Genomic DNA, 22528 nt, shown 5'->3' on the forward strand with positions numbered 1-22528 from the left:
CATTTTCTTAATGGTTCATTTTACTGGCTATTATCAGTGGAAGGGGGGATAACATGTGGTTTGGATCTCAGCCGTTTACCCATATCGAAATCATCTCCGAATACCTTTTCTTATCCCTGCTTGCTATAGTCAGTATAGTACTGTGGACTAAACATAAACGGTTGGGATTTAATATGCTCTATTTAACCATCCTTTCCCTGACCGTCGGTTATATCATATTATTGAATATTCCCTACCTGTTCACCGAGGATGGATTGATCCCCATCACCCATCCGCACATACAGGCAACAATGACCTTAACAGGTTTTATCATCCCTTTACTGATTCGAAGAAGTTTTGTATTCCTGACATTAATTCCGATCACGTTAATCTGCATCTATTATTTATTCATCTATCAGATTCCTCTTTTTTCAATTATCGGTGGTCTCTTCATTGGAGGGTTCATCAGTTACGCTTTTTTCAAAAGCCAGGATTGGATGGGTGCCATGCCCGATCCTTACTTATTGGCATTTGCAATTGTTATCCCCATCGCGGCTCTGTTCTTTATTTATCCAGAGATGCCACTTGTCTATTTACCAGGGGTCATGTTGGGGGCTGGAGTTGGAACAGGTCTTGAAACACTGAAGATCAGAATGTCCATCTCAAGCAGTAACCTGAGGAATAAAATCGTCGCTTCCGGTCTTGGTCTATTCGGAATCATACTGGGCTACCTCCTCTATTCCCTTCATTTGTTTGACGGGCCGTTCCCATCGATTTTGCTAGGAATCGTCACGGGTCTGTGGATCACATTCTTTGTTCCTTACTTATCCGTTTTATTAGGGTTTTATGGTCGCGAAGGATTTGAATCCCATGTGTTTTGATTACAGGCAAAAACCTGATCCACTATCAGCGGATCAGGTTTTTCTTTTACTTCCGTGACATTCTCCATAATGGATCTGCCCCGGCTTTATTTATCTTCCCCGTTGACCAGGTCATTCTTTCGCTGAACATCCCTCAGCGCCTCAACTCTCTCAGGATTCTCCTCAAAAAACTGTACCAGATCACCGATGCGGTCGATTGCATCCCAGCTCAGATGATGCTCAATTCCCTCCACGTCTTCATAAATCCCTTCTTCTTCCACGCCTATAATCTTCATAAATGATTCAAGTAAATCATGACGGTATACAAGCCGTTTCCCAATCTTTCTTCCCTTTCCGGTTAAGACCAGTCCCCTGTATTTTTCATAGACCAGATACTCTTTGGCGTCGAGCTTTTGAACCATCTTCGTGACTGAAGAAGGGTGTACCTGAAGCGCCTCTGCGATATCAGAAACCCTTGCGTACCCTTTTTCTTCGATCAATATGTAAATTCTCTCTAAATAATCTTCCATACTTGGTGTTGGCATTTCCTAAACCTCCAGTCAATCTGACAACTGGTTTTCATTATACTATAAAACAGTCCCGCTAACTACCAAAGACATGCAGTCAGGGGACTGATCCGTTTCTTCAATATTCCTGCTCGAATTCGAGCCTGATATGACCGTTCACAGACTTGGCCTGAATGTTCCATGTACCGATCCCGATCTGTGTTGCCCCGTGGCGGTTTTCCCTGATGTTATTGCCACTGAATGCCCGTTCCCAGTCTGCATCTCCACTCACAGAACCATTTGTCGTATTTCCTTCAAACATGACATCGGAATCTCTGGGTATACGGACATTTATTCTTCCATTCACGGTTTCCAAATCCCAGTCTCCCCCCTGATCGAGTGATTCAACCGAGACGGATCCATTAACCGTTTTAGCTGACACGATTGACTCCACATTTGAGAGTTGTATATCTCCATTGGTTCCAGTAGCCGACACAGTCCCTGTCACGTCACTGATCCTGATTCTGCCGTTAGTAGCAGAAGCCAATACATCCCCCTTCTGCCCGGTTACAGAGATTGGGCCGTTGACAACTGAAACCTCTGCGTCGCCTTTGACGCCATCTGACAGAATCGAACCATTGACCAGACTGACCTGTAAGAACAGATCCTGAGGTATAAACAGATCCGCCTCCAATTTGAGTTGTCTCCCAATGACAGGAAACGAGAACATACGGCTTTGATCATGCTCAATATGCATACGATCTCCGTCTTGGTTAATCTCCAACCGCTCCTCAAAACGATTTGCAAGTCTTTCCATCCCCAGACCGGAACCTTTCACTTTACCGTCAATCACCACACTGTCCTCTGCATGTGTTCGAATTGTCAATGATGCATTCGTCAAAGTCAAGGCGATCTCGTCAACTGACTCTTCCATTTCAAAGCTGGCATGATAGTCTTCACTGTTTTCAAACCCTCCACCAATCGCTATTCCGCCCATCGACGAAAAGGAATCCAGATTACCTGCCGATAAACTGACAACTGTCATCACACTAAGAAACAGGACCGACGGTTTGTGAATTCGGATTTGTTCTTCTTCGAAAAACCGTTTCTTCTGATCCAACCACAGCTCTGCCAAAAACAAAACGATTGCCGCAATCCACAAATAGCCAAAAACCAACCAGGCATCAAGCATCTGAAACCGTTCAAACAAGATCATAAAACCAATTGCAATAATTAGAAACCCTACCGTTCGTTTGCCGGTCAGTCTCATGCCCGCCACCCTCTTTTCAGCTGAAGTTATCTTTATCATACGATATATTCATGAGAAAAGGGATACCCCTTCGATGGATTCTCTATAAGACTTGGGACGTATTCAGTCAAACCGTAAAGAAAACCTGGCTTGTCGCCAAGCCTCAATGGCGAAAGCCTTAGTTGCAATTATACGATAACCATTTAACAGAGTTAAACATTCCTATAGTAAAAAAAAGACCGTGAACGATAGATCGCTCACAGTCTCATTAATTCTATTCTTTTATAACCCGCACTTCAGTTGCGCGCCGCAGTTTGTACACGTGTTACAACCACCAAGATCCTCAATGGTTCCTTGCCTGCACACCGGACACGTATTGCCAACCTCACTGCCATAGGTAACACTTGTAGACCGAAGATCGGTGATGGTTTCAACCAGCATGACGGTTTTCTTTTCTTCCGATTCTGTTTCGCCACCGGTTAAATCCACCGTATACTCATCGTTCTCTTCTGCTTTCAGTGTTAATACCTGTGAATCACGACTGCCATCCACATAAACCGTTCCACCTTTGGCTCCGCCATTGTAGAGACGTTCATAGACCCGTTTGACCTGATCAACAGTATATCCTTTTGGTGCATTGACGGTTTTACTTAAAGAACTGTCAACCCAACGCTGAATCACACATTGCACGTCAGCATGTGCCTCAGGTGTTAATTCCATACTCGAAATGAACCATTCAGGCAACTGATCTGAAGATACCTCAGGGTGTTCATCCAAATAATCCTGAAGAATTTGCGCTTTGACTTCAATGAATTTACCCAATCGGCCACTTCTGTAATAAGAAAATGAGAAATAGGGCTCGAGTCCAGTGGATACACCAACCATTGTCCCTGTCGAACCGGTCGGTGCCACAGTAAGAAGATGAGAATTCCTGATGCCATATGCTCGGATATCTTCAAGGAGATCCTCAGGCATTTTCTTCATGTAGCCGGTCTGAGTAAACCGATCTCTTAGGAAAGCTGTCTCCTCTGTGTTTGATCCCTCAAGGAACGGGAAGCTCCCTTTTTCCTTGGCAATCTCTACAGACTCGCGATAGGCCGTCACGGCAATCGTTTCGAAAATCTGATCGACCAGTTCATTACCCGCTTCTGAACCATATGTGGTCTCCGTATGAATCAGAAGATCGTGAAGCCCCATAACACCCAGACCGACTCTGCGCTCACCTTTTGCCTGATCCGTATTTTCTTGCAGGAAATAAGGTGTTGCATCGATGACATTGTCCTGCATCCTGACGCCTGTCGCTACCGTTTGTTTCAGCTTTTCAAAATCGACCGTTTTCGTCGTTCTGTCAGCCATTTCTGCAAGATTAACGGCCGCCAGATTACACACAGAGTATGGAGCAAGCGGCTGCTCACCGCACGGATTTGTCGCGACAACCTTTTGGCCGTAGGCGCTGGCATTGGTCATTTCATTGGCATTATCAATAAAGAAGATCCCCGGCTCTGCGGAGTACGTTGCACAGATATTGATCAGTTCCCACAACTCTCTTGCCTTGATTTTCCGATACGTACGGATTCCGAATCCCAGCTGTTCCCATTCCCTGACATCACCGTACTCATGCCATTCACGGTTGTATGCTTCCATTTCCTTTTCATTATAGTTTTCCACATCAGGAAAGCGCAGCTCATAATCCCTGTCCTGTTCAACGGCATCCATAAATTCCTTTGTAATGCAGACGGAGATATTCGCACCTGTCAAAAACTCCGAATTATTGACGTCGTACTTGCCGCCAGCACGGAGTGTATCCTCAGCCTGACGAATGACTTTCGGATCAAAGCCTCCCTGTCCTTCGATGGCTTTATAATTCACGATACTCTGATACATCGATTCATCAACTTCAGAAAGAGGTGTGAATTTCAATTTTTCCTGAATCAAACGCTTAATCTGATGATCTTCGATTTGCTCTGACAAATACCGCAAAATACGCGGATTCTGCATTTTAGAAATAATGAACTCCAGAATATCCGGATGCCAGTCTGCGAGCATGATCATTTGTGCACCGCGCCTTGAACCACCCTGTTCCACCAGATGCGTCAGTTTCGCAATATCATCCAACCATGATACTGAGCCGGATGATTTACCGTTAACACCCCGGGCAAGGGTGTTTCTAGGACGAAGCGTGGATCCGTTTGTTCCTACACCACCGCCACGGCTCATGATTTCCATGACTTGCTTTCGGTGCTCTGAAATCCCTTCCCGTGAATCCGCGATGTAAGGCATGACATAGCAATTGAAATACGTCACGTCTGTATGTGAACCGGCTCCATACAAGACCCGGCCTGCAGGGACGAAATTCATATTGACGAGTTCATGATAAAAGCGCTCAAAAGAGGCTTCCCGTTGCTCCGGATTTGTTTCAACATCAGAGAGTCCCCTTGCATTTCGTTTTGCGATTTGCTCATAATAGACTTCGAGCGGTTTATCAATGGTATCCAATGACCGTTCAACAATGCCCGTCTTTTTCTCTTCGGCATCATCAAGTACTCCTGTGAATTCAGGATCCACGGCGATACAAGCAGTTGCTGCTTTCCAGTCAATGGAGACCACAAAGCCGTATCCTCTCGCAGGAAATTTCGGATCGGGTTTCACCGTAAGTACGACAAAATCCCCTTCCTTTAACGTCTTTTTTTCTGTATCCTTAAACGTGTAGCGATCAAGCATAACGAGCCGGGAAACCCCGCTCTGCTTTTTCTTCATGTCTTCAGTGATTGGAAATACTTGTGGGAATGACTCAATATCTTTATTTAATTGTTTGATATTGATTTCCCTTTCAGACATAAAAGTCGTCACTGGCCTCGCTCCTTTACATTACGTTTTCGATTTATTAATCTTGCTCCACTATATCACAGCACAATTCAAAATATCAATATATTGTGTTTCGTATTTTTAAAAATATCTATATGTTGGGTTCGGAACGATAAAAACTATTTTTGTCAACTGTGAAATCCATTGAAAATAAAAGAGAATCAGCAAAAAACGACGATAGACTTCGTTAAATTCCTCTATCAGACTTTTTTCAACCTTGCCTTTTTCCATATGTTCGACTTACCGCATTCCGCTTCCTCAGACAGACATAAACATCAATCATTGCGAAATCTCTGTTTACGCGGTATGATTTAAAATGGCGAAACAATAGAACTGAATCAAGGGAGTGTCAAGCGTGGATATCATTATTTTATCAGTCGTCACTGTACTGCTTTTTGCATGGATTTTAATCCGTTCAAAAAAACCAAGTTATTTACATCCTGTTACAGAAGAAGAGTTCAAGAAAAATTATCGAAAAGCACAATTGATTGATGTGAGAGAAGAAAAAGAATTTGACGGCGGTCATATTCTTGGTGCACGAAATGTCCCCCTTTCACAAATGAAACAGCGCATTACAGAAATACGGCCGGATCAGCCTGTCTATATGTATTGCAACAGCGGATCCAGAACGAAACAGGCCGCGAAAATCATGCGTAAAAAACGCGGAGTTGAAGAAATGTACACATTAAAAGGCGGCTTTAAAAAGTGGACCGGGAAAGTAAAGAAATAACAGGCTCACTCCATGTAAAGGAATCAGCTATGCAAGCTGTGTACGATTCCGTGACAGAAACGAAAAACGGACTTAAGCTCTGATGGGCTTAAGTCCGTTATTATTTTCATCTGACTGTGGTTTCGTCAGAAGATAGCATGCAACTGGAGAGAATTTAATCGGCTGACTGAAATGTCAGTACCGGCTTTCTTGCTGCCATCGTTTCATCAAGACGGTTGATCACCGTGTGATGAGGTGCTTCCTGTACCGTTTCCGGATGATCTTCAGCCTCCTTGGCGATCTGAATCATCGCATCACAAAATTCATCAAGGGTTTCTTTTGACTCCGTTTCAGTCGGCTCAATCATTAAACATTCTTCGACATTTAACGGAAAATAAATTGTTGGCGGATGATAACCGAAATCAAGCAATCTCTTCGCTATATCGAGTGTCCTGACCCCCAATTTTTTCTGCCTTCTTCCTGAGAGGACAAATTCATGCTTACAATGTTGTGCGTATGGCGCATCAAAGTATGGTTCAAGTCGCCTGAACATATAATTCGCATTTAATACCGCATACTCACTCACCTTCCGAAGGCCAAATGCGCCCATTGTCCGAATATACGTATAGGCTCTTACATTAATTCCGAAATTCCCGTAAAACGGTTTTACTCTTCCGATCGATGCCGGAATATCAGAGTGAAAAGCATAACCCTCTTCGTTTTTGATGACTTGCGGCGCTGGCAGGTACGGCACAAGATCACTTTTTACACCGACTGGTCCGGAACCCGGACCGCCTCCACCGTGAGGCGTTGTGAATGTTTTATGGAGATTCAAATGAACCACATCAAATCCCATATCCCCCGGCCTTGCTATCCCTAAAATTGCGTTTGAATTCGCTCCGTCATAATACAGTTTGCCACCTGCCTGATGGACGATGTCGGCCATTTCAATAATATTTTCTTCAAAGAGGCCCACTGTATTCGGATTGGTGAGCATTAAAGCTGCCGTATCCTCTCCCACGAGTTCTTTTAAATGGGCCAGGTCAACCAGTCCCCGCTCATCGGACTTCACTGTTACCGATTCAAATCCTGCCACTACGGCTGAAGCCGGATTTGTTCCGTGCGCCGAATCCGGTACAATCACTTTTGTTCGATTATGGTCTCCATTCGCTTCATGGTAAGCCCGAATCAGCATCAGACCCGTCCACTCCCCGTGTGCACCGGCTGCGGGCTGCAGAGTCACCTGGTCCATACCCGTGATTTCTGCCAATGAATTCTGTAATTCATACATCATTTCGAGAGCTCCTTGAACCGTCTCTTCGGGCTGATATGGATGGATATGAGCAAATCCCGGCAATCTCGCTGTATCTTCATTGATCTTTGGGTTATATTTCATCGTACAAGAACCCAGTGGATAAAAGCCGTTATCCACGCCATGATTGCGTCTGGATAAGGCCGTGTAATGTCTGACCAGCTGCAGTTCAGATACCTCAGGAAGACCTGGTTCCTCATCTCTCATCCATTCTGAAGGAATGTCTTCTGATAAAGCCGTTTCCTCCACATCAAGCTCCGGAAGACTGTATGCAATTCGTCCTTTTTTAGACAGTTCAAAAATCAACGGTTGATTCTCAGTTCTCATTTTGACTCCCTCCCCATCGCTTCTGCAAGTCTGTCAATATCTGTTTTTGTACGGATTTCCGTTACGGCAATCAGCATTTCATTTTCTTTTTCCGGGAAGAAGCGTTTTAAAGGCAGTCCGCCAATAATGCCATCATCAAGCAGTTTACGCACCGTCTCATCAGCCGGCTCTTTCGTTTTTACGACAAACTCATTGAAGAAAGGCCCGGAATAAACCGTTTCAATCCCGTACTCTTGTAACTTCTTCATAGCATATCTGGCTTTTTGCATGTTTTGACGACTCATTTCCTTCAGACCTTCTTTCCCTAAAGCACTCATGGATATCGATGCTGCAAGTGCATTTAATGCCTGATTGGAACAGATATTACTTGTCGCCTTATCGCGCCGGATATGTTGCTCCCTTGCTTGAAGCGTCAAAACAAACCCTCTTCTGCCGTCAAGGTCCTCTGTCTGTCCGACAAGACGTCCCGGCACTTTTCGCATCAATTTTTTTGTCACTGCAAAAAAACCGCAATGGGGCCCGCCAAACTGCATCGGTATGCCAAAAGGCTGAGCGTCCCCTACAACCACATCGGCACCGAACTGTCCGGGCGGCTTAATCATACCCAGACTGAGGGGATTACACGAAACAATAAACAGACTCTTATCCTGATGTGTAATTTTCTCAATCGCTTCGAGATCCTCAAGTTGGCCGAAAAAATTAGGCGATTGCACGATCACACTGGCAATATCATCCTGAACATGATTTCTTAATTGATCTAGATCTGTTTGTCCGTCAACATGATCAACTTCAATCACTTCGAGATTCTGGCCTTTCGCACTGGTTTTCAGCACTTGAATGGATTCGGGATGCACGGTTTTCGAAACCAGTATTTTCTTTTTCTTTGTATGACCAGCACTCATCATTGCTGCTTCGGCCAATGCAGTTGGGCCATCATACATGGATGAATTGGCAATCTCCATACCGGTTAATTCAGCAATCATGGTCTGAAATTCAAAGATTCCCTGTAGTTCACCCTGAGAAATTTCCGGCTGGTAGGGTGTGTACGCTGTATAAAATTCTGAGCGGAGCAGCATATGGTTAACAACCGACGGGATGTAGTGCTCATAGACCCCTGCACCTAAAAAGGACGGATACTCCTTCGTGTTTTTATTCATCCCGGCAAGGCGACTCATTTCTTTCATCAGATTCGTCTCATCAAGTGCGGGTAATAGTGACATTTCCCCCTTGGATCTGACCTCATCAGGAATATCAGCGAACAATTCTTCAAGATGCTTGATGCCGATAGTCTGAAACATTTCCTGTTTATCTTCTTCTGTCATTGGAATATAACGCAGTTGATCCATTCCAATCCCCCCTAAGCTTTTTTATAAAATGGCGTTTGCACGACTTTCGCACGAACCGTTTTCTTCCGGATCTGAACTTCAACCTCTGTCCCCTCTGATGCATATTTTTGATCAATCAGTGCCAAACCGATGTTTTTGCCGAGTGTCGGCGATTGGGTCCCTGAGGTGACTTCCCCAATGTCCATCCCCTGGTGGCTGACGGCATAACCGTGCCGTGGGATTCCCTTATCAATCATTTCGATTCCGACTGACTTCCTTAGAGGACCATCTTCTTTCTGCCGGGCCAGCACATCTTTTCCAATAAAGCGACTGTCCACATCCGTCTTAACTGCAAACCCGATGCCTGCTTCGACCGGACTGATATTTGAAGACAGCTCCTGGCCGTAAAGGGGAAGCGTTGCTTCAAATCGCAGCGTGTCTCTGGCACCAAGACCGCATGGCTGTATGCCTTCCTCTTCCCCTTCGCTTAAACATGTTTTCCATATGTGTGATGCATCATTCGGATTACAATATATTTCAAAACCGTCTTCCCCTGTATAGCCTGTTCTCGAGATCAGAACAGAGGCATTCGCAAACGTAACACCTTCTTTAAATGAAAAGAATCGAATCTCCTTCAGGTCTGTTTCACTCAAACGCTGGGCAATTTGATTTGCAAGCGGTCCCTGGAGTGCAATCTGAGCATAATGTGACGAAACATTTGAAACCTGAACGTTGAAATCCTTGCTGTGTTTTAAGAGCCACTCGAAATCCTTTGCTTCATTTGCTGCATTAACAACAAGCAGTGCTGACTCATCGGACCGTTTATACCAGACGAGATCATCTACGGTTCCGCCTGTCTCATAGCAGACCGCTGTATATTGACAACGCCCGTCTTTGACTTTTTTTACGTCATTCGTCATGACATATTGCAGAAATTCCAACGTTTCCGGACCTGTAACCTCAATTTCCCCCATATGAGATACATCGAAAATTCCTGCCCTTGTTCTGACTGCTTCATGCTCTTCTTTAATCCCCGAAAACTGAACTGGAAGATCCCAACCGCCAAAGTCGATTGTCTTCGCTCCTGATTCAGCATACACCTCAAACAATGGTGTCTTTTTCCCCACAACACAACACCTCCACATGAGTTGACAGCCTGACACTCCCATCAATCTTTAGCCGCATTACAAAAGATACTGACATACAAAAAAGACAGGGAAGTGCCTGCAAAGCAAGCGTTCCCTGTCTTGGTAACCTGAGAGTTTCTTTCATCCGGCTAACGGATCAAATGTCCCCATCGGTGCCTTAATAAATGCTTAAGGCTTTCCAGAGGTGCGTCCATCAGAAGTCTTTTTGCCTGAGAGATTCATGCATCGCATTTGCTCCTTCGGCGACGGCTCATTCGAAAACCGTTCTCTCCCCCTGATTTCATTCGCAGATATAATGCTTTTCAGCTGTTTTATATCTCTATTTTAGCACCAAAAGAAAATGTACCGCAAGTATGGAAATGATCAGAAATGAGGACACTCAGGAACACGTTGCACCCTGAGGGACCAAACGGTACACATGATCATCAATTAACCATTGATAGAGATCCTCTCTTTCTGTGTCTCGGTAAGTCATTTTGTACCTGTACCAGATTTCCTGATCATTGAAACATGTGATCTGAATCTGAACCTGAACACCGCTGATTTTATAGTTGAATCTGTCATTGAATTCATGAAGTTCCCGGCTTTGCATCATTTCTTCCATCGCTTCAAATTTCGCATGGTTAAATAATGCTTCTTTTCGCTCGAGTTCAAACCATTTAACTTCCTGATCATAAAGACTCGCAACATGCAGTGTCAATCCGCTGATCAGCAGAAGACTGATAAATGCCAAATAAAGAGTAAAACCTTTTTCACTGGTAAGAGAATGGATCATTCTGAAACCACTCCGTTATTCTTTGTTAATCCTGTCGGATGGTACATCACCCATTTTCGTTCAGCACCATCCAATTTCAAGTGGAGTTCCGCTCCTTTAGGATGCGGGTAAACCCGAAAATGTGTAATCCGCTGCATAAATACTTCATGACCTACACCATTGACCTGTCTTCTGATTACAGACTGATGTTGGCTGTACGTGTCGACAATATTTTCATTAGCCCCCCTGGTATGAAGTCTGGATTCAGCGGAAGTCCAATAGGAGTGCGAAGCTTCAAACATCATGCTGAGCTGTTTCTGAAAGAGAAGCAATTCCTGGTCAGACGGCTGATTTAACTCGACATCCAACTGTCTCCATAATGAAAAAGACATGAACGTGGCTGACAAAATGATCCCAGTCAGAATGAGAGCAGTCATCACCTCCAGTAACGAAAAACCACGTTCATTATTGCAGTGTTTCAAGACACCATTGATTCTCACTGTTCCTTGCCTCCTTCCAGTGTATACAGACCTCCATCTTCCCGGAACCGACCACACTTTCAGAATAATAATATTTCCCTTCCTCATCCTGTCTGTATGCAGCTTCCTGCCCTTCACGAATTTCATAATCCAGGAACCGAATTGCTTCACTATGATCCAGTGTATTCGAGCGGAGTTCCTGAATATGAATCAAAGATGGGATGACAAATGAGACGGTAACCGCAAGAATAAACAGCGAAAGCATAGTCTCAAATAGGATGAAGCCTTTTTCATCCATATTCATTAATATGAAACCTCCCACGTATAATTTGGAAAATGACTCTGTAAGTCTTATCTGAATCTGTCCGGGATATTTCCATGGTCATATGATTATTCAGTCCACCTCTGCTTGAAAAAACCAGAAAAAAATGACCCGAATTGAGATTTCTTATTCCAGCAATTTCAGATGGTGCTCGCACAGTCTCCACGATTAGCCCATTTACTCTCACATGATAACCGGGCCCGGGTGAATTAAAAGGATGTATGCCGACGTTGACCTGATGAACCATAGCGTATAATTGATAATACTGAATATTTTGTTCAAGTTCTTCCATAAACACTTCTGCCTGTCTATTGCCCAATGACTGATGATAAAAGGGTGTTGCGATCATCATCATGGATGTGATGACAAGCAATACGACCATCATCTCCACTAATGTAAAACCGCCAGATGAATCTTTCTTCATTCACTCTGATTCAAAGACACTTTTCCTGTAACGGTGTCTAAATTGAGAGTCTGTCCATTCTGACAGGTGATATGTTCAACATACTCACCATCTTGCAACTTTGCCAAATCTGCAGGGAATGAACCGGTATCCACTTTAAAAGCCATAACTTGCGCCTGCACCATTTCCACTGTCGCTTCACAGCCTTTATCTGCTGCTACAGATTGATTTTTGGTCATATTTGGGATCAGTGCCAATAATAAAATAGAAATAACAACCAGCACGATCATCATTTCTATCAGAGTAAAGCCCTTTTTATTTTTTAGTATTTTCATCATTATCCCGTCCTTTGCGCATTTATTATGCCATGTGTTTCATATTCCGTCCTGCTGGCCAAGGCATACACCGATTAATAAAACAAAACGGCATGTATAAGACTCAATTCCTCTCGTGATTAATTACCATTGATCGAGTATAGAGAATACCGGTAAAAGTAACGATGCAAACAACAGCACCATCATTGATCCGATCATCAGAAAAAACAATGGCTGGAACCAGGTCAGAAAGCTTGAGAACCGTTTCTGAAGTCTCCTGAAGACGACCTGGCTGAAGCGGTCCATCTCCTCAGCGATTTTGCCTTTCGCCTCACCCATTTTGATAATGTGAACAAATTGCGGAAGATATAAATCGCTGCAAAATAGCGCATCAGAGAAAGACTCCCCTTCTGTTAAAAGAATACGAATACGTTCACTCTCAATCTGGCTGTGTTCAGTCCTGTCTTCACGCCCGATTACGATCAGAGCTTCTTGTAAGGAGAACCCGTTCGAAAGCAGCGGTTTCAACTGAGAGATAAAATGATACGTAACAAATGACTGAACATACTGCCTGATCAACGGCAACCTGACAAGAGTGTGCAATTGTTGAATCGGTGTCAGTCGTTTTTTCATGATAATCAGAGTCACTACCGCCATAACCAGCATTGCCCCGACCACTAAAGGAAGAAAGCGGAAAAAATGAAACGTCATCACTGAAACTGCAGGCAGTTCGGCTCCCATAGAATGAAAAAATTCATCAAACCTTGGAAAAATCCCCTGAATGAGCACGGATACAATGACGATGAATCCGAGAGCCAGCATAGCCGGGTAATGAAAGACCTTTCTTATATCCTCTTTCACTTTCAACTCATTTCCCAGTATATCCGCAGACCTCGATAGACCTTCAATCAAATCACCGAACTTTTCAGCAAATAAAACGATGCCTGTAATCTCTTTACTGAAGCCTGCATCTTCGAGGAAATATGCAATCCATGCACCTTCCTGAAGTCCGGATTCGATACCTGATACCCATTGCTGTTCTTTTTCAGAAGCAAACTGGCCATACAAAGCGAGCATCTCCCGGATCGAATAGCCCTCCTTTAACAGTTCACTCCACTGACGGAGGCACTCTTCCTGTGCAGATTTTGACATTGTAAAAGCCTGAGTCACCGCCACCACCTCTGTTTATTGACTTTTTGATCCGGATCCGGATCAATGGCACCGATGGCAGTCGCCTTTACCATGATATCCTTCAACTGCCTTCGCGGAAGATGATCTGCCTGTTTCCCTTTTCGGAGCAGTGCAGAAGCCGCAGTTAATTCATCTCCCTCAAGAAACTCAAATACAGCAGCCCGTTTTCGTTTTGTTTCACTTTCACAACGATCGCTGCAGGGAACTTCAAGACATCGCTTGCAAGTAATTGAAACCAGTGACTGACTCACGACAGCGCTTAATGCCTGATCAAGATCATGGAGTGGGACACCCAGCTCCTGCATACGATAAAGTGCACCTGCACTCGATGAACAATGCACAGTTGAAAACACAAGATGACCGGTCATAGCCGCACGAACAGCAGATTTTGCCGTTTCTGCATCGCGAATTTCTCCGAGCATAATCACATCCGGGTCATGTCTTAATATACTCTTAAGACCTGTGGCGTATGTCATTCCGGACCGTTCATTGATTTCAGTCTGAAGAATACCGCTGTATTTCCGTTCAACGGGATCTTCAAGGGTCATCACATTTAAACTCTGCTGATTTAACTGATGTTCTAGTAGGGAATATAATGTCGTTGTTTTGCCTGTACCCGTTGGGCCACAAAACAAGATTAATCCTTGGGGTTTGAAGAGAAGAGAAGTCAGGCGCCTGACTTGAGATGGAAAGAGCGCCAGTTCATTGAGTTGGAGAGCGCGTGTGAGTCGAAAGATTCGCATTACCATCGTCTCACTCGCACACGATGGAAATGTGGAAATGCGTAAACTGATTCGTTCAGTTAAGACTTGCCTTTCAATACTTTTCGATTGAGGCATCCGCCTTTCACCAGGATCCATTCCGGAAATGAATTTAAAATGGGCAATCATTTTACTGAGCGTCAGAAGAGGAACATCCTCCGCTTCCCCTAAATTGCCATCAATCCGGAATTTCAATACACCTCTGACCTGTCCGGGAATAAAATGAACATCAGAAGCTCCAAGTCGGACCGCTTTTTCAAGCATATGCCTCACTTGATCAGATACATCCATTCACCTCTCACCACCTCTGCGATCATACGTTCACCTGTTATTATAGCCTATTCAAAATAAAAAAAGGGGTATAAATGTTCTTGTTCACACAATTGTCACATACTGCAAATAAAAAAAGCCCCTGAACGCAAGCAGCGCCAGGGACTCCTTTGTTTTACTTATCTTCTTTCAGCTTTTCCACATCTTCTTTTAATCGCTCTTTTGTCTCTTCAATTTCTTTCACAACCTGTTGGGCCAGCTTCTTCCCTTCAGATTTCTCAGTCTCCATGATTTCTTTCACGTCGTTGGCAAGTTCCTCGCCCATCTCATTTGCTTTTTCCGAGACACCCGTTGCCTTATCCGCGACTCGGTCCCACTGCTGTTTGGCAGCAGAAGTCAGCTCTTCGGATTTTTCTTTTGCGACGTCATAATACTCGGCGCCTTTCCCTTTTGCAGTCTCAGTTAACTCAACTGTACGTTCTTTGGCTTCACCTGCACGTTCGGTGATGTCGGATCTGAGCTCACGTCCTGACTTTGGCGCCATTAATACTGCAGCTGCTGCACCAATTACGCCTCCAATTACTGCACCTAGCATGAAATCTTTAGTGTCCATTTTACTCATGTGTAATTTCCTCCTTAGATTGGTCTTAACTTGTCTGTTACAGTAATTCTACGTATAGTAACGAGTTTCCTTCTTTCGGACACAATTAAACTACAAATTATTAGGCTGAAAATGTTAACGTTTTATGACATTATCAGTTTAACCACGTATTTAGATTGAAAATGCATTTATTTCTGTATTGTGCTGTTATATAATGAAAGAAACCTAAAATTGGGAGTGAATGAAATGGAACAACAGACACTCAAGATCACCGGCGTTCTCTCAGACCCTACACGCTTCTCTATTTATCAATATGTAGGCAGACAGCACCGCGACGTAACAGTGCAGGAAATTGCCGATACGTTTAAGATTCACGCTAATGTCGCACGTCTGCACCTGACCAAACTTGAAGATGTGAATATGCTTGTCTCTGATACAAAGAAAACGGGGAAAGGCGGAAGACCCAGCCGTTTTTACAGGCTTTCTGATGAAGTCATCAGTATCCAGTTCCCGTTCAGAGATTTTCAGCGTCTTTCTGAGATCGCCATCGAAACGTTAAGTGAGCTCGGACCTGAAGGTCATAAAGCGCTCGTGAAAACCGGCAACCGATTTGGCTATGAATCCGCAAAAGAATTCGTTTCGTCCATGAATGAAGATCCTGACGTCATGCACCCACAGGAAAAAATTAAATTTATTGAACGCATCGCACTGAATCAGGGGTTAAATCCGGAAATTCATTATGATGATGAAACCAGTGAAGTCACATTCCGTATTTTTAACTGTACGTTCAAAGAAGTCGCGCAATACAACCGCGGCATTTGCTCTATGCATCACGCTCTGATCAACGGTATCTTTTCTTTCTTCTTTGATGAAATGAAACTTGATGAAGAGTCCAATATGTTTAAGGACAATGAAATTGCCTGTACGTATACGACTGCGGTCGTTTCTAAAGCGTAATAAAACGTGCCAAAGGTTCTTCCAATACGGAAGAACCTTTTATTTTACTTTTCATTTTCTTTACAAGACGGACACACTTACTTTATAATGAATACAGTTAAGTGTCTCATTCATTTATAATTGGGGAAATGAATGAAAGTATTGAAAGGGAGGAAAGCCATATGGATCGAATGTTCCGGGTTCTTGCATTCTGGACAGGCATTTTTGCTGTCTTGTTCATGGTTGGGGATATGAACGGTCAAGCACTTTTATTTTTTGCGCAAACTGCCATTTTTATTGGCCTCAGTTACCTGAAACTGTCTGAGCGGATGTATGTCTATATATTCGCAGCGTACTTAGCCGTTTTCTTCATTGGATTTACGTATTATACAACCTTTATTATGGTCCCGTCCGTTGGTCATTGATCCGTTACATGACCAGTAACAGACAATGGTGCAGATCTCTCCGGAGATTCTGCACCATTTTTTGTCTATTCCATTGTGTAAGGATCTTCTGTAAACAGATTTAATTTCTTTTTAAATGATATATGACGATATTTCAAATCCACCTGAAAAGAGCCACTGATCCCGTCAGGTGTGACAAGAGACTGGATGGCCCGGTTCTGTTTAAACTCGTCTGAGAACGGATTAATTTCACCCGGCTTTCTGAGAAATTTAAAAATTCCCGCTTTTAAGAGAAACTGATCCTGTCGGTGATGAGCCAGGTGCTGAAATCCGAGCTTCTTGAGTACAGCATCATAGGCATCCCACTGTATATGACTCGTCAGATCCATTTTCCCCGGTGTTTCGAGAGGATCAGGAATTAACTCATGCTTTCGGTACCCGCGAATGGAGCCATCCTTCCGCTGCGGATGACGGTATTCTTCATTTCGATATCCGTAATCCACCGTCATGATAAATACAGGTTCGTTTCCTGAAAGGCTGTTTTGAAGCCAGTGACGCATATCCGGATTTATCTCAGTGCGATAACCGGTCTCAAGCTCGGGACCGAATGCTTCAAGCCAATTGAGCAATAAAGTGTCGGAACAAGGCACTTTCTTTTCAAATAGTTTGTCTCCATCATATTCAACAAGAATTTCGTCCCATCCGTCCTCTCTTCTTTCTACTAGGTGAACGGGCATGGCATCAAACAGTTCATTGGAATACAAGATCCCCTTTATATCCCCTTCCTGTTTGAAGTAGTCCTGCAAAGACGAATAGAGCCGGACTTTATCCGCGTATGCCTCCGTTTTCTCTTCTATTTGCTGACAATGCGAGGGACTGCTTTCAATGATGCAATAGGTCAATAAGCGAAACTGATTGGGATGATGTTCTTCGAAATACCTCAGCACTTCGAGAGCGAACCTGCCGTCTCCTGCACCGGCTTCGGTGATTTTGGTATCAACATCCGTTGATGTAAATACATCCGCGAAGAACCGCCCCGTCACCTGCGGGAATACAGGGTGAACGTGATTACTCGTATAGAAATCACCTTCTTTACCAAGCTTGGTTTTCTCCACTGTATAATAGCCGACTTCATCATCGTACAACGCAGTATCCATAAAATCATAAAATCGCCAAGGCCCATCGCTGGCCGTTTTTTTCTTAAGTACCTGAATAAATTCTTTCATCGTTTCCTCCAAAAATCATATTAACACTGTTGACATGTTGTTAACTTCATTCTATAATAGACTCATCAGTAGGACAATGATCTTCGGGAGTTCCCCCTCCCCTATATCGTTCATTGATACTTGATTAACTCCCCTAATGACCATCCATGTTCCCCCATGGATGGTCCTTTTTTTGGTTTGCAGAGTTTTACACATCAGTTTATGACGATACATCGAGTTTTCTCATAAATCGGTGGTACTCTAATGGAAAATACTCTACCATCCAAATCCGTTGATAAACGGATTTGTCTTCTTCTCCTCGCCGATCGTCGTGATCGGGCCGTGTCCATTGGCAACAGTTGTCCCATCAGGAAGCGACAAAAATTTCTCTTCGATGACCCTGAGAAGCGTCTCATGATCACCACCCGGGAGATCCGTTCTGCCCACACCTCCCCTGAATAGTACATCGCCTGAAAAGATCACGTTTGCTTCCGGAAAATAAAACGACACACTGCCAGGTGAGTGGCCCGGAGTATGAAAAAGCTCACAGCGGAAGTCACCTGATCCGAATGATCCTTCTTCCTTAATCAGCACATCCGCCGGTTCTGCAGCTGTCTTCTCAATGCCCATAAACAAACCTGAGCCATTTAGAGACGGATTTGTCAACCATTCTCGTTCAGCATCATGCAGATAGACAGGGCACTTCCAACGTTCCCTCAAGTCCTGCACTGCTCCAATATGATCGAAATGAGCATGAGTCAGCCAGATTTCTTTCAATGTTAAAGATTCACTGTCCAGCAAGGTATTCACACGATCTGCGTCCCCACCGGGATCAATCATAATTGCCTGTCCATCATTTTTTAGTATAAAGCCATTGGTCTGAAGTGGACCAAGCGATATCATTTGCCATTTCATCGTATTTCGGCAAGGATCCCCCACCTCATCCTGTAATTGCAGGTGGGGAGGAAATGCCATTGGCGAAAACCAACACCCTGCCTTCCTCCCTTCGTATGTTTAAATGATTGAAGAGTAAACCTCTTTGCGACTTGTCGCTAAAGGTTCTCTTTTCGTTTTTTGACAAGTTAAGAGGTTCGTAAGGAAATATGTGATACGGTAAAATCATAACGTATCGCGAGACCCTTTGTACTGTTGGGTCGCCACAACCCCGCTTCAAACAGACCGTGAGGCTGTTAAGCCGTAGTCAGTTGATGCAGTATCCCTTCTGATTGTCAGACTCACTGTACATTTTATCATGATTAACGTTGATTTCAAGTCAATGGACCCCCACTGAGGTACAGCGTTTCAGTGGGGGCTTGAGATAGCCAAGCAGGTCTTTTCTTACAAAGGTTGACGCTCTGCATGGTTCTTCTCAAATCACTGTTTTTGGTTGGTACTGGCGACTTACTATCGCTTTTCCACTTGCAGCCCCCTTCCGAAGAAGAGCAGTTCTTCCTTACGGAAGAAACCACCACTCAGCATATAGCTGGCGTGTGCTACAAGCCCCAACGAAAGTTGAGTACACTTGGATGATTGACGCACCCACTAGGCTATGCGCTAAGCAACAGCTTTACGTTTTTGAACGTCCATGATCATGGGCGTTTTTATTTGTGTTTTTTCATCCCATTCGACTACTTGAGATTTCCGAAGGATGTTTAATGCTGCATCAATGTCGGCGTGGATGCATTGTCCGTTTTCAGAGCGATAGAAGCCGCGGTATAGACGTTTCCCGCTAAAGGAATATCTTGTATCGTCGCCTTTTATCCAAACCGGAATATCGTCATTATCCAGAAAACTGGCTTTAGACGTGTAACTCTCTTCTTGCTTAACGAAACGGATGCCTTCCTTGAGACACTTATTCTCGATAGCCGAAATCAATCTGTGGAAAGGAATTTGTACGAACTCTTGATTGTTTTTCTTCCCCAAGCCTGATTCTTGCTTCCAACCGGCATTATAACCGATTACCACGGTATCGACATTCAGTTGTTTTATCTGTTTGAACAACAAACCTACGGTTTGTGAAAGGTAGCCATCAATTTGGAGATGTCGTTTACGCCACAGAGAGGCCATTTGATTCGTCACGATGCGTTTCGACAAGCCGTTTTCGATGTTTTTTTGTTTTAATCGACTTATCTTTTTGTTAAAGTACTGATTGATGGATTTTAACCTCTTTCCGTTAACCAAAAAGGTGTCTCCTTGATTTGTTGCACAACTGAGAAGATAATCTACACCTAAATCGCAACCCAAAGCTTTTGTTGTCGTTTTTTGTTTCTTCATTTGAGACACTGGAACTTCATATACATAATGAGCCTCAAAGAACCGACCGTTTTGCTTTGGTACGATTTCAATGTAAGAAATCTTTTTATTGATTAAATTCTTCGGCATTCGCAGTTTTATGGAGCCGAAACGTTTCCTGAAATCAGCGTTCATTGGAATGTTCCAATACCCGTCCTTATCGACTTTGGGGACTTGATAGATTTCGATGACGCGTTTAGCCGTGGAACGAGAATAATTTGGAAATTTTGGACGACCCGTGAAACTTCCAGGGTTTTCTTTCCATTTCTTTAACGCTTCGAAGAAGCCCTTTACTTCACTGAGCAAGGTTCTTCGAACCGCTTGTACGGAGTTGGATTGAATGCCCCAATAGTTCATATCGGCCTTCATTGCGCTGTCTATTTCTTTTGTTGTCGCCATTTTGTTTTCATCCAAATACTTTTGTTTAATCGCATACAAACCTACGTTACGCAAAGCCTTGGAACTATGAGACATGCGTTGCAGAAGTCGAAACTCTCTAGCACTAAGGGTACTGCGACCAATGTTCTGTTTTTGAGTGAAGCGTTGCATATTGGCTGTTTTCTTTTTCCTGCGTAACACTTTAACCGGTTTTTTCCTAGCCATTTGTGTCACCTCCTTTGCCGCCCTCGAATGGATTGATTTTAATTTTTTACTTCTATACCACTTAATATACCATTTCACAAAAATAGAAGCTGGATACAATTTCGAACGTTTGTTCTTTTGTTTATAACACCTATCAGTCGTAAGACTGATGGCAATTCATCTCCACCTGAATCGCTTGGCTCCGCCCGTATCGCGAATCAGGTGGAGTCTTCTTGCCTAGTGATGATAAAGATCAGCATGCGCTCGATCCCTTGATTCAGGCTGCGTGATTTTTTCTTCTTCTTCGACAAAGCTGTCCCTCGACAAAAGTGTGAAAAAAAAGTAAAATGAAATAGACCATCATTGAACATTCGATCATGATGAAGAGATCACGTAATGATTATGAGGAGGTACTGCTATGTTTTTGGGGATTTTAACTTTACTGGTTGCCATTTTATCTTTAATCGGCGGTTATCGCGAGTTGAAAAAGAAGAACTTTTTTGCTGTCGGGTTTGCAGCATTATCCGTAGCACTGTTCGGATGGTTCTCGATCCGAACATTAATTTCGATCATCTTCACCGGCGGTGGCGGAACAGTATGACAAAAGAGCTGATCAGGTTTGGGGACCTGATCAGCTCTTTTTTTATTATCGTCACGTTTATTCGCTGAGTTTTTGATTGACGGATGAAAGTTTCATAGCCATGCCTGTTGCCTTATCTCTTCTGTCATCGATTCTTACGTTCAGTGCTATCCGCTGATGCCCCAATGTAAAAGGCACTTCATGAATTTCCCGAATGATTGTATACAGATCTTCCGGCTTTCCCTCAATAATCGTACTCATCGGTGTTAATGTGTATTCCAAAGGCAGATCTGTCTCTTTTAACCGCTTATGAACCTCTGCTACTACTTCCGAAACACTCGTAGTTTGTGAACCGAGTGGCATAATTGTAATATCTGCAATCGCCATTTGATGGCCCCCTTTTGTTCGTTTTTTTATCGGCTTACCACGGGTTAATCTCGATGGATTTTCTTTCAGAACAACTCTTCGATAGGCCTTTACTGCGGTGCGGATATGCACTTCATCCGGCTCAGCAGTCGTGATGGCCCTTTGTACGAAATAAGAAAGTGTCAATACAGCCTGTCTCACACGGTCAAAATGTGTCCCTCTGTTTAACCATCTCACCAAAACCGGAAGAATGATCAGACTGGTCATCGTTGTCCATTCAAAAACATGAATAAACGGCGCATCCGATATGAGAAGAAACGGTATCAGCAATATCGGCACTGTCAAAAAAAAGAGAACAATCACGTTTGTTGAACAATACCGGTTTATAATTGATGCTTTCGCTATCGTTTTTATATGCCTCACTGATACAAGTTCTTTTGTCGAAAAGACTTTATGTTCCGCTCCGTGAAATCGCTTCATGTCTGAAGGGAACCAAAAATGCGTGCCTAAAAAAAAGTACACCCACAAATAAAATGGCACGCCATAATACTGTTCCCAGCTGTATAACCCTGTCATCCATGGAAGTAAACTGATTAGGAAACTGATGAATGCAGCCCATTTAAACCAGAGCGGCATGGATTTAAAGACCCTGACAGAAACCCTGAACATCGCCTTAGCCGTTACAGGTTCCACCCAGGATATTGATCTGTTGTTGACGATCTCCGCACCGCCCATATAACGTTCTCCGACAAAAATGACTCCGTGCTGATATGACATGCCCTTCATGT

23 protein-coding genes and 2 riboswitches are annotated in these 22528 nt (G+C 43.7%); of the genes, 5 read left to right on the plus strand and 18 right to left on the minus strand.

The features are described 5' to 3' along the window. Positions 1-53: 53 nt before the first annotated feature. Complete coding sequence (locus BSEL_RS11610; RefSeq protein ID WP_013173205.1) at positions 54-860, plus strand: hypothetical protein; 807 nt, start codon at positions 54-56, stop codon at positions 858-860. 86 nt (positions 861-946) lie between these two features. On the opposite strand, the gene mntR is transcribed toward BSEL_RS11610, so the two are convergent. The 3 genes from mntR to BSEL_RS11625 form a co-directional block, all read right to left on the minus strand. Beyond that, positions 947-1384 carry a transcriptional regulator MntR gene (mntR, locus tag BSEL_RS11615; protein WP_013173206.1) on the minus strand — a complete coding sequence of 146 codons (438 nt, stop codon included), beginning with the start codon at positions 1382-1384 and terminating at the stop codon, positions 947-949. Positions 1385-1484: 100 nt separating this feature from the next. Continuing rightward, positions 1485-2615, minus strand: coding sequence for a DUF4097 family beta strand repeat-containing protein (locus tag BSEL_RS11620; RefSeq protein ID WP_013173207.1), 1131 nt, complete (start codon positions 2613-2615; stop codon positions 1485-1487). A 261-nt stretch (positions 2616-2876) separates the two neighbouring features. After that, the gene (locus BSEL_RS11625; protein ID WP_408643035.1) at positions 2877-5432 is read right to left on the minus strand and encodes a vitamin B12-dependent ribonucleotide reductase; all 2556 of its coding nucleotides are present in this window, start codon (positions 5430-5432) and stop codon (positions 2877-2879) included. 382 nt (positions 5433-5814) lie between these two features. Here BSEL_RS11625 and BSEL_RS11630 point away from each other — a divergent pair, with 382 nt between their 5' ends. Beyond that, positions 5815-6189, plus strand: coding sequence for a rhodanese-like domain-containing protein (locus BSEL_RS11630; protein ID WP_013173209.1), 375 nt, complete (start codon positions 5815-5817; stop codon positions 6187-6189). Between the two features lie 154 nt (positions 6190-6343). Here BSEL_RS11630 and gcvPB read toward each other — a convergent pair whose 3' ends face one another. The 11 genes from gcvPB to BSEL_RS11685 form a co-directional block, all read right to left on the minus strand. Beyond that, positions 6344-7807 (minus strand): aminomethyl-transferring glycine dehydrogenase subunit GcvPB, encoded by a 1464-nt coding sequence (gene gcvPB, locus BSEL_RS11635; RefSeq protein ID WP_013173210.1) that lies wholly within the window; start codon positions 7805-7807, stop codon positions 6344-6346. After that, positions 7804-9153, minus strand: coding sequence for an aminomethyl-transferring glycine dehydrogenase subunit GcvPA (gcvPA, locus tag BSEL_RS11640; protein ID WP_013173211.1), 1350 nt, complete (start codon positions 9151-9153; stop codon positions 7804-7806). Before gcvPA ends, gcvPB begins: the two co-directional genes overlap by 4 nt. 11 nt (positions 9154-9164) lie before the next feature. Then, positions 9165-10259 carry a glycine cleavage system aminomethyltransferase GcvT gene (gene gcvT / locus BSEL_RS11645; RefSeq protein ID WP_013173212.1) on the minus strand — a complete coding sequence of 365 codons (1095 nt, stop codon included), beginning with the start codon at positions 10257-10259 and terminating at the stop codon, positions 9165-9167. Between the two features lie 113 nt (positions 10260-10372). After that, positions 10373-10464: riboswitch (glycine riboswitch) on the minus strand. A gap of 3 nt (positions 10465-10467) precedes the next feature. Beyond that, positions 10468-10564, minus strand: a riboswitch (glycine riboswitch). Positions 10565-10659: 95 nt separating this feature from the next. Next, positions 10660-11055 (minus strand): hypothetical protein, encoded by a 396-nt coding sequence (locus BSEL_RS11650; RefSeq protein ID WP_013173213.1) that lies wholly within the window; start codon positions 11053-11055, stop codon positions 10660-10662. After that, positions 11052-11534 carry a competence type IV pilus minor pilin ComGF gene (locus BSEL_RS11655; protein ID WP_013173214.1) on the minus strand — a complete coding sequence of 161 codons (483 nt, stop codon included), beginning with the start codon at positions 11532-11534 and terminating at the stop codon, positions 11052-11054. The genes BSEL_RS11650 and BSEL_RS11655 overlap by 4 nt, the downstream gene beginning before the upstream one ends. Beyond that, positions 11500-11817: a hypothetical protein gene (locus tag BSEL_RS17880; protein ID WP_013173215.1), complete on the minus strand. Its 318-nt coding sequence runs from the start codon at positions 11815-11817 to the stop codon at positions 11500-11502. The genes BSEL_RS11655 and BSEL_RS17880 overlap by 35 nt, the downstream gene beginning before the upstream one ends. Next, positions 11804-12259 carry a competence type IV pilus minor pilin ComGD gene (gene comGD / locus BSEL_RS17125; RefSeq protein ID WP_013173216.1) on the minus strand — a complete coding sequence of 152 codons (456 nt, stop codon included), beginning with the start codon at positions 12257-12259 and terminating at the stop codon, positions 11804-11806. Before comGD ends, BSEL_RS17880 begins: the two co-directional genes overlap by 14 nt. Then, positions 12256-12576: a competence type IV pilus major pilin ComGC gene (gene comGC / locus BSEL_RS11670; protein WP_013173217.1), complete on the minus strand. Its 321-nt coding sequence runs from the start codon at positions 12574-12576 to the stop codon at positions 12256-12258. Before comGC ends, comGD begins: the two co-directional genes overlap by 4 nt. A gap of 120 nt (positions 12577-12696) precedes the next feature. Next, positions 12697-13704, minus strand: coding sequence for a competence type IV pilus assembly protein ComGB (gene comGB / locus BSEL_RS11675; protein WP_155522736.1), 1008 nt, complete (start codon positions 13702-13704; stop codon positions 12697-12699). A 14-nt stretch (positions 13705-13718) separates the two neighbouring features. Next, the gene (gene comGA, locus BSEL_RS11680) at positions 13719-14795 is read right to left on the minus strand and encodes a competence type IV pilus ATPase ComGA (RefSeq protein WP_013173219.1); all 1077 of its coding nucleotides are present in this window, start codon (positions 14793-14795) and stop codon (positions 13719-13721) included. A 154-nt stretch (positions 14796-14949) separates the two neighbouring features. Beyond that, a complete protein-coding gene (locus BSEL_RS11685; protein WP_013173220.1) occupies positions 14950-15396 on the minus strand; it encodes a YtxH domain-containing protein in 447 nt (148 codons plus the stop codon). 225 nt (positions 15397-15621) lie between these two features. Here BSEL_RS11685 and BSEL_RS11690 point away from each other — a divergent pair, with 225 nt between their 5' ends. Both BSEL_RS11690 and BSEL_RS11695 read left to right on the plus strand, forming a co-directional pair. Next, the gene (locus tag BSEL_RS11690) at positions 15622-16332 is read left to right on the plus strand and encodes a helix-turn-helix transcriptional regulator (RefSeq protein WP_013173221.1); all 711 of its coding nucleotides are present in this window, start codon (positions 15622-15624) and stop codon (positions 16330-16332) included. 161 nt (positions 16333-16493) lie between these two features. Continuing rightward, positions 16494-16736, plus strand: a complete 243-nt coding sequence (locus BSEL_RS11695) for a DUF2626 domain-containing protein (protein ID WP_013173222.1) — start codon at positions 16494-16496, stop codon at positions 16734-16736. Positions 16737-16801: 65 nt separating this feature from the next. Here the strand turns inward: BSEL_RS11695 and BSEL_RS11700 are convergent, their stop codons facing one another. From BSEL_RS11700 to BSEL_RS11710, 3 genes are all read right to left on the minus strand, one after another. Continuing rightward, on the minus strand, positions 16802-17941 hold the full coding sequence (locus BSEL_RS11700) for a class I SAM-dependent methyltransferase (RefSeq protein WP_013173223.1): 1140 nt from the start codon (positions 17939-17941) through the stop codon (positions 16802-16804). A 255-nt stretch (positions 17942-18196) separates the two neighbouring features. Beyond that, complete coding sequence (locus BSEL_RS11705) at positions 18197-18835, minus strand: MBL fold metallo-hydrolase (RefSeq protein WP_041582455.1); 639 nt, start codon at positions 18833-18835, stop codon at positions 18197-18199. A gap of 639 nt (positions 18836-19474) precedes the next feature. Further along, positions 19475-20815 carry an RNA-guided endonuclease InsQ/TnpB family protein gene (locus BSEL_RS11710; RefSeq protein WP_013173226.1) on the minus strand — a complete coding sequence of 447 codons (1341 nt, stop codon included), beginning with the start codon at positions 20813-20815 and terminating at the stop codon, positions 19475-19477. A 397-nt stretch (positions 20816-21212) separates the two neighbouring features. On the opposite strand from BSEL_RS11710, the gene BSEL_RS11715 reads away from it, so the two are divergent. Beyond that, the gene (locus tag BSEL_RS11715; RefSeq protein ID WP_013173227.1) at positions 21213-21395 is read left to right on the plus strand and encodes a DUF2759 domain-containing protein; all 183 of its coding nucleotides are present in this window, start codon (positions 21213-21215) and stop codon (positions 21393-21395) included. 57 nt (positions 21396-21452) lie between these two features. On the opposite strand, the gene BSEL_RS17540 is transcribed toward BSEL_RS11715, so the two are convergent. Next, the gene (locus BSEL_RS17540; RefSeq protein WP_013173228.1) at positions 21453-22526 is read right to left on the minus strand and encodes an MTH1187 family thiamine-binding protein; all 1074 of its coding nucleotides are present in this window, start codon (positions 22524-22526) and stop codon (positions 21453-21455) included. Between the last annotated feature and the right edge of the window lie 2 nt (positions 22527-22528).

The sequence above is a fragment of the [Bacillus] selenitireducens MLS10 genome (assembly GCF_000093085.1).
Lineage (GTDB): Bacteria > Bacillota > Bacilli > Bacillales > Salisediminibacteriaceae > Salisediminibacterium > Salisediminibacterium selenitireducens.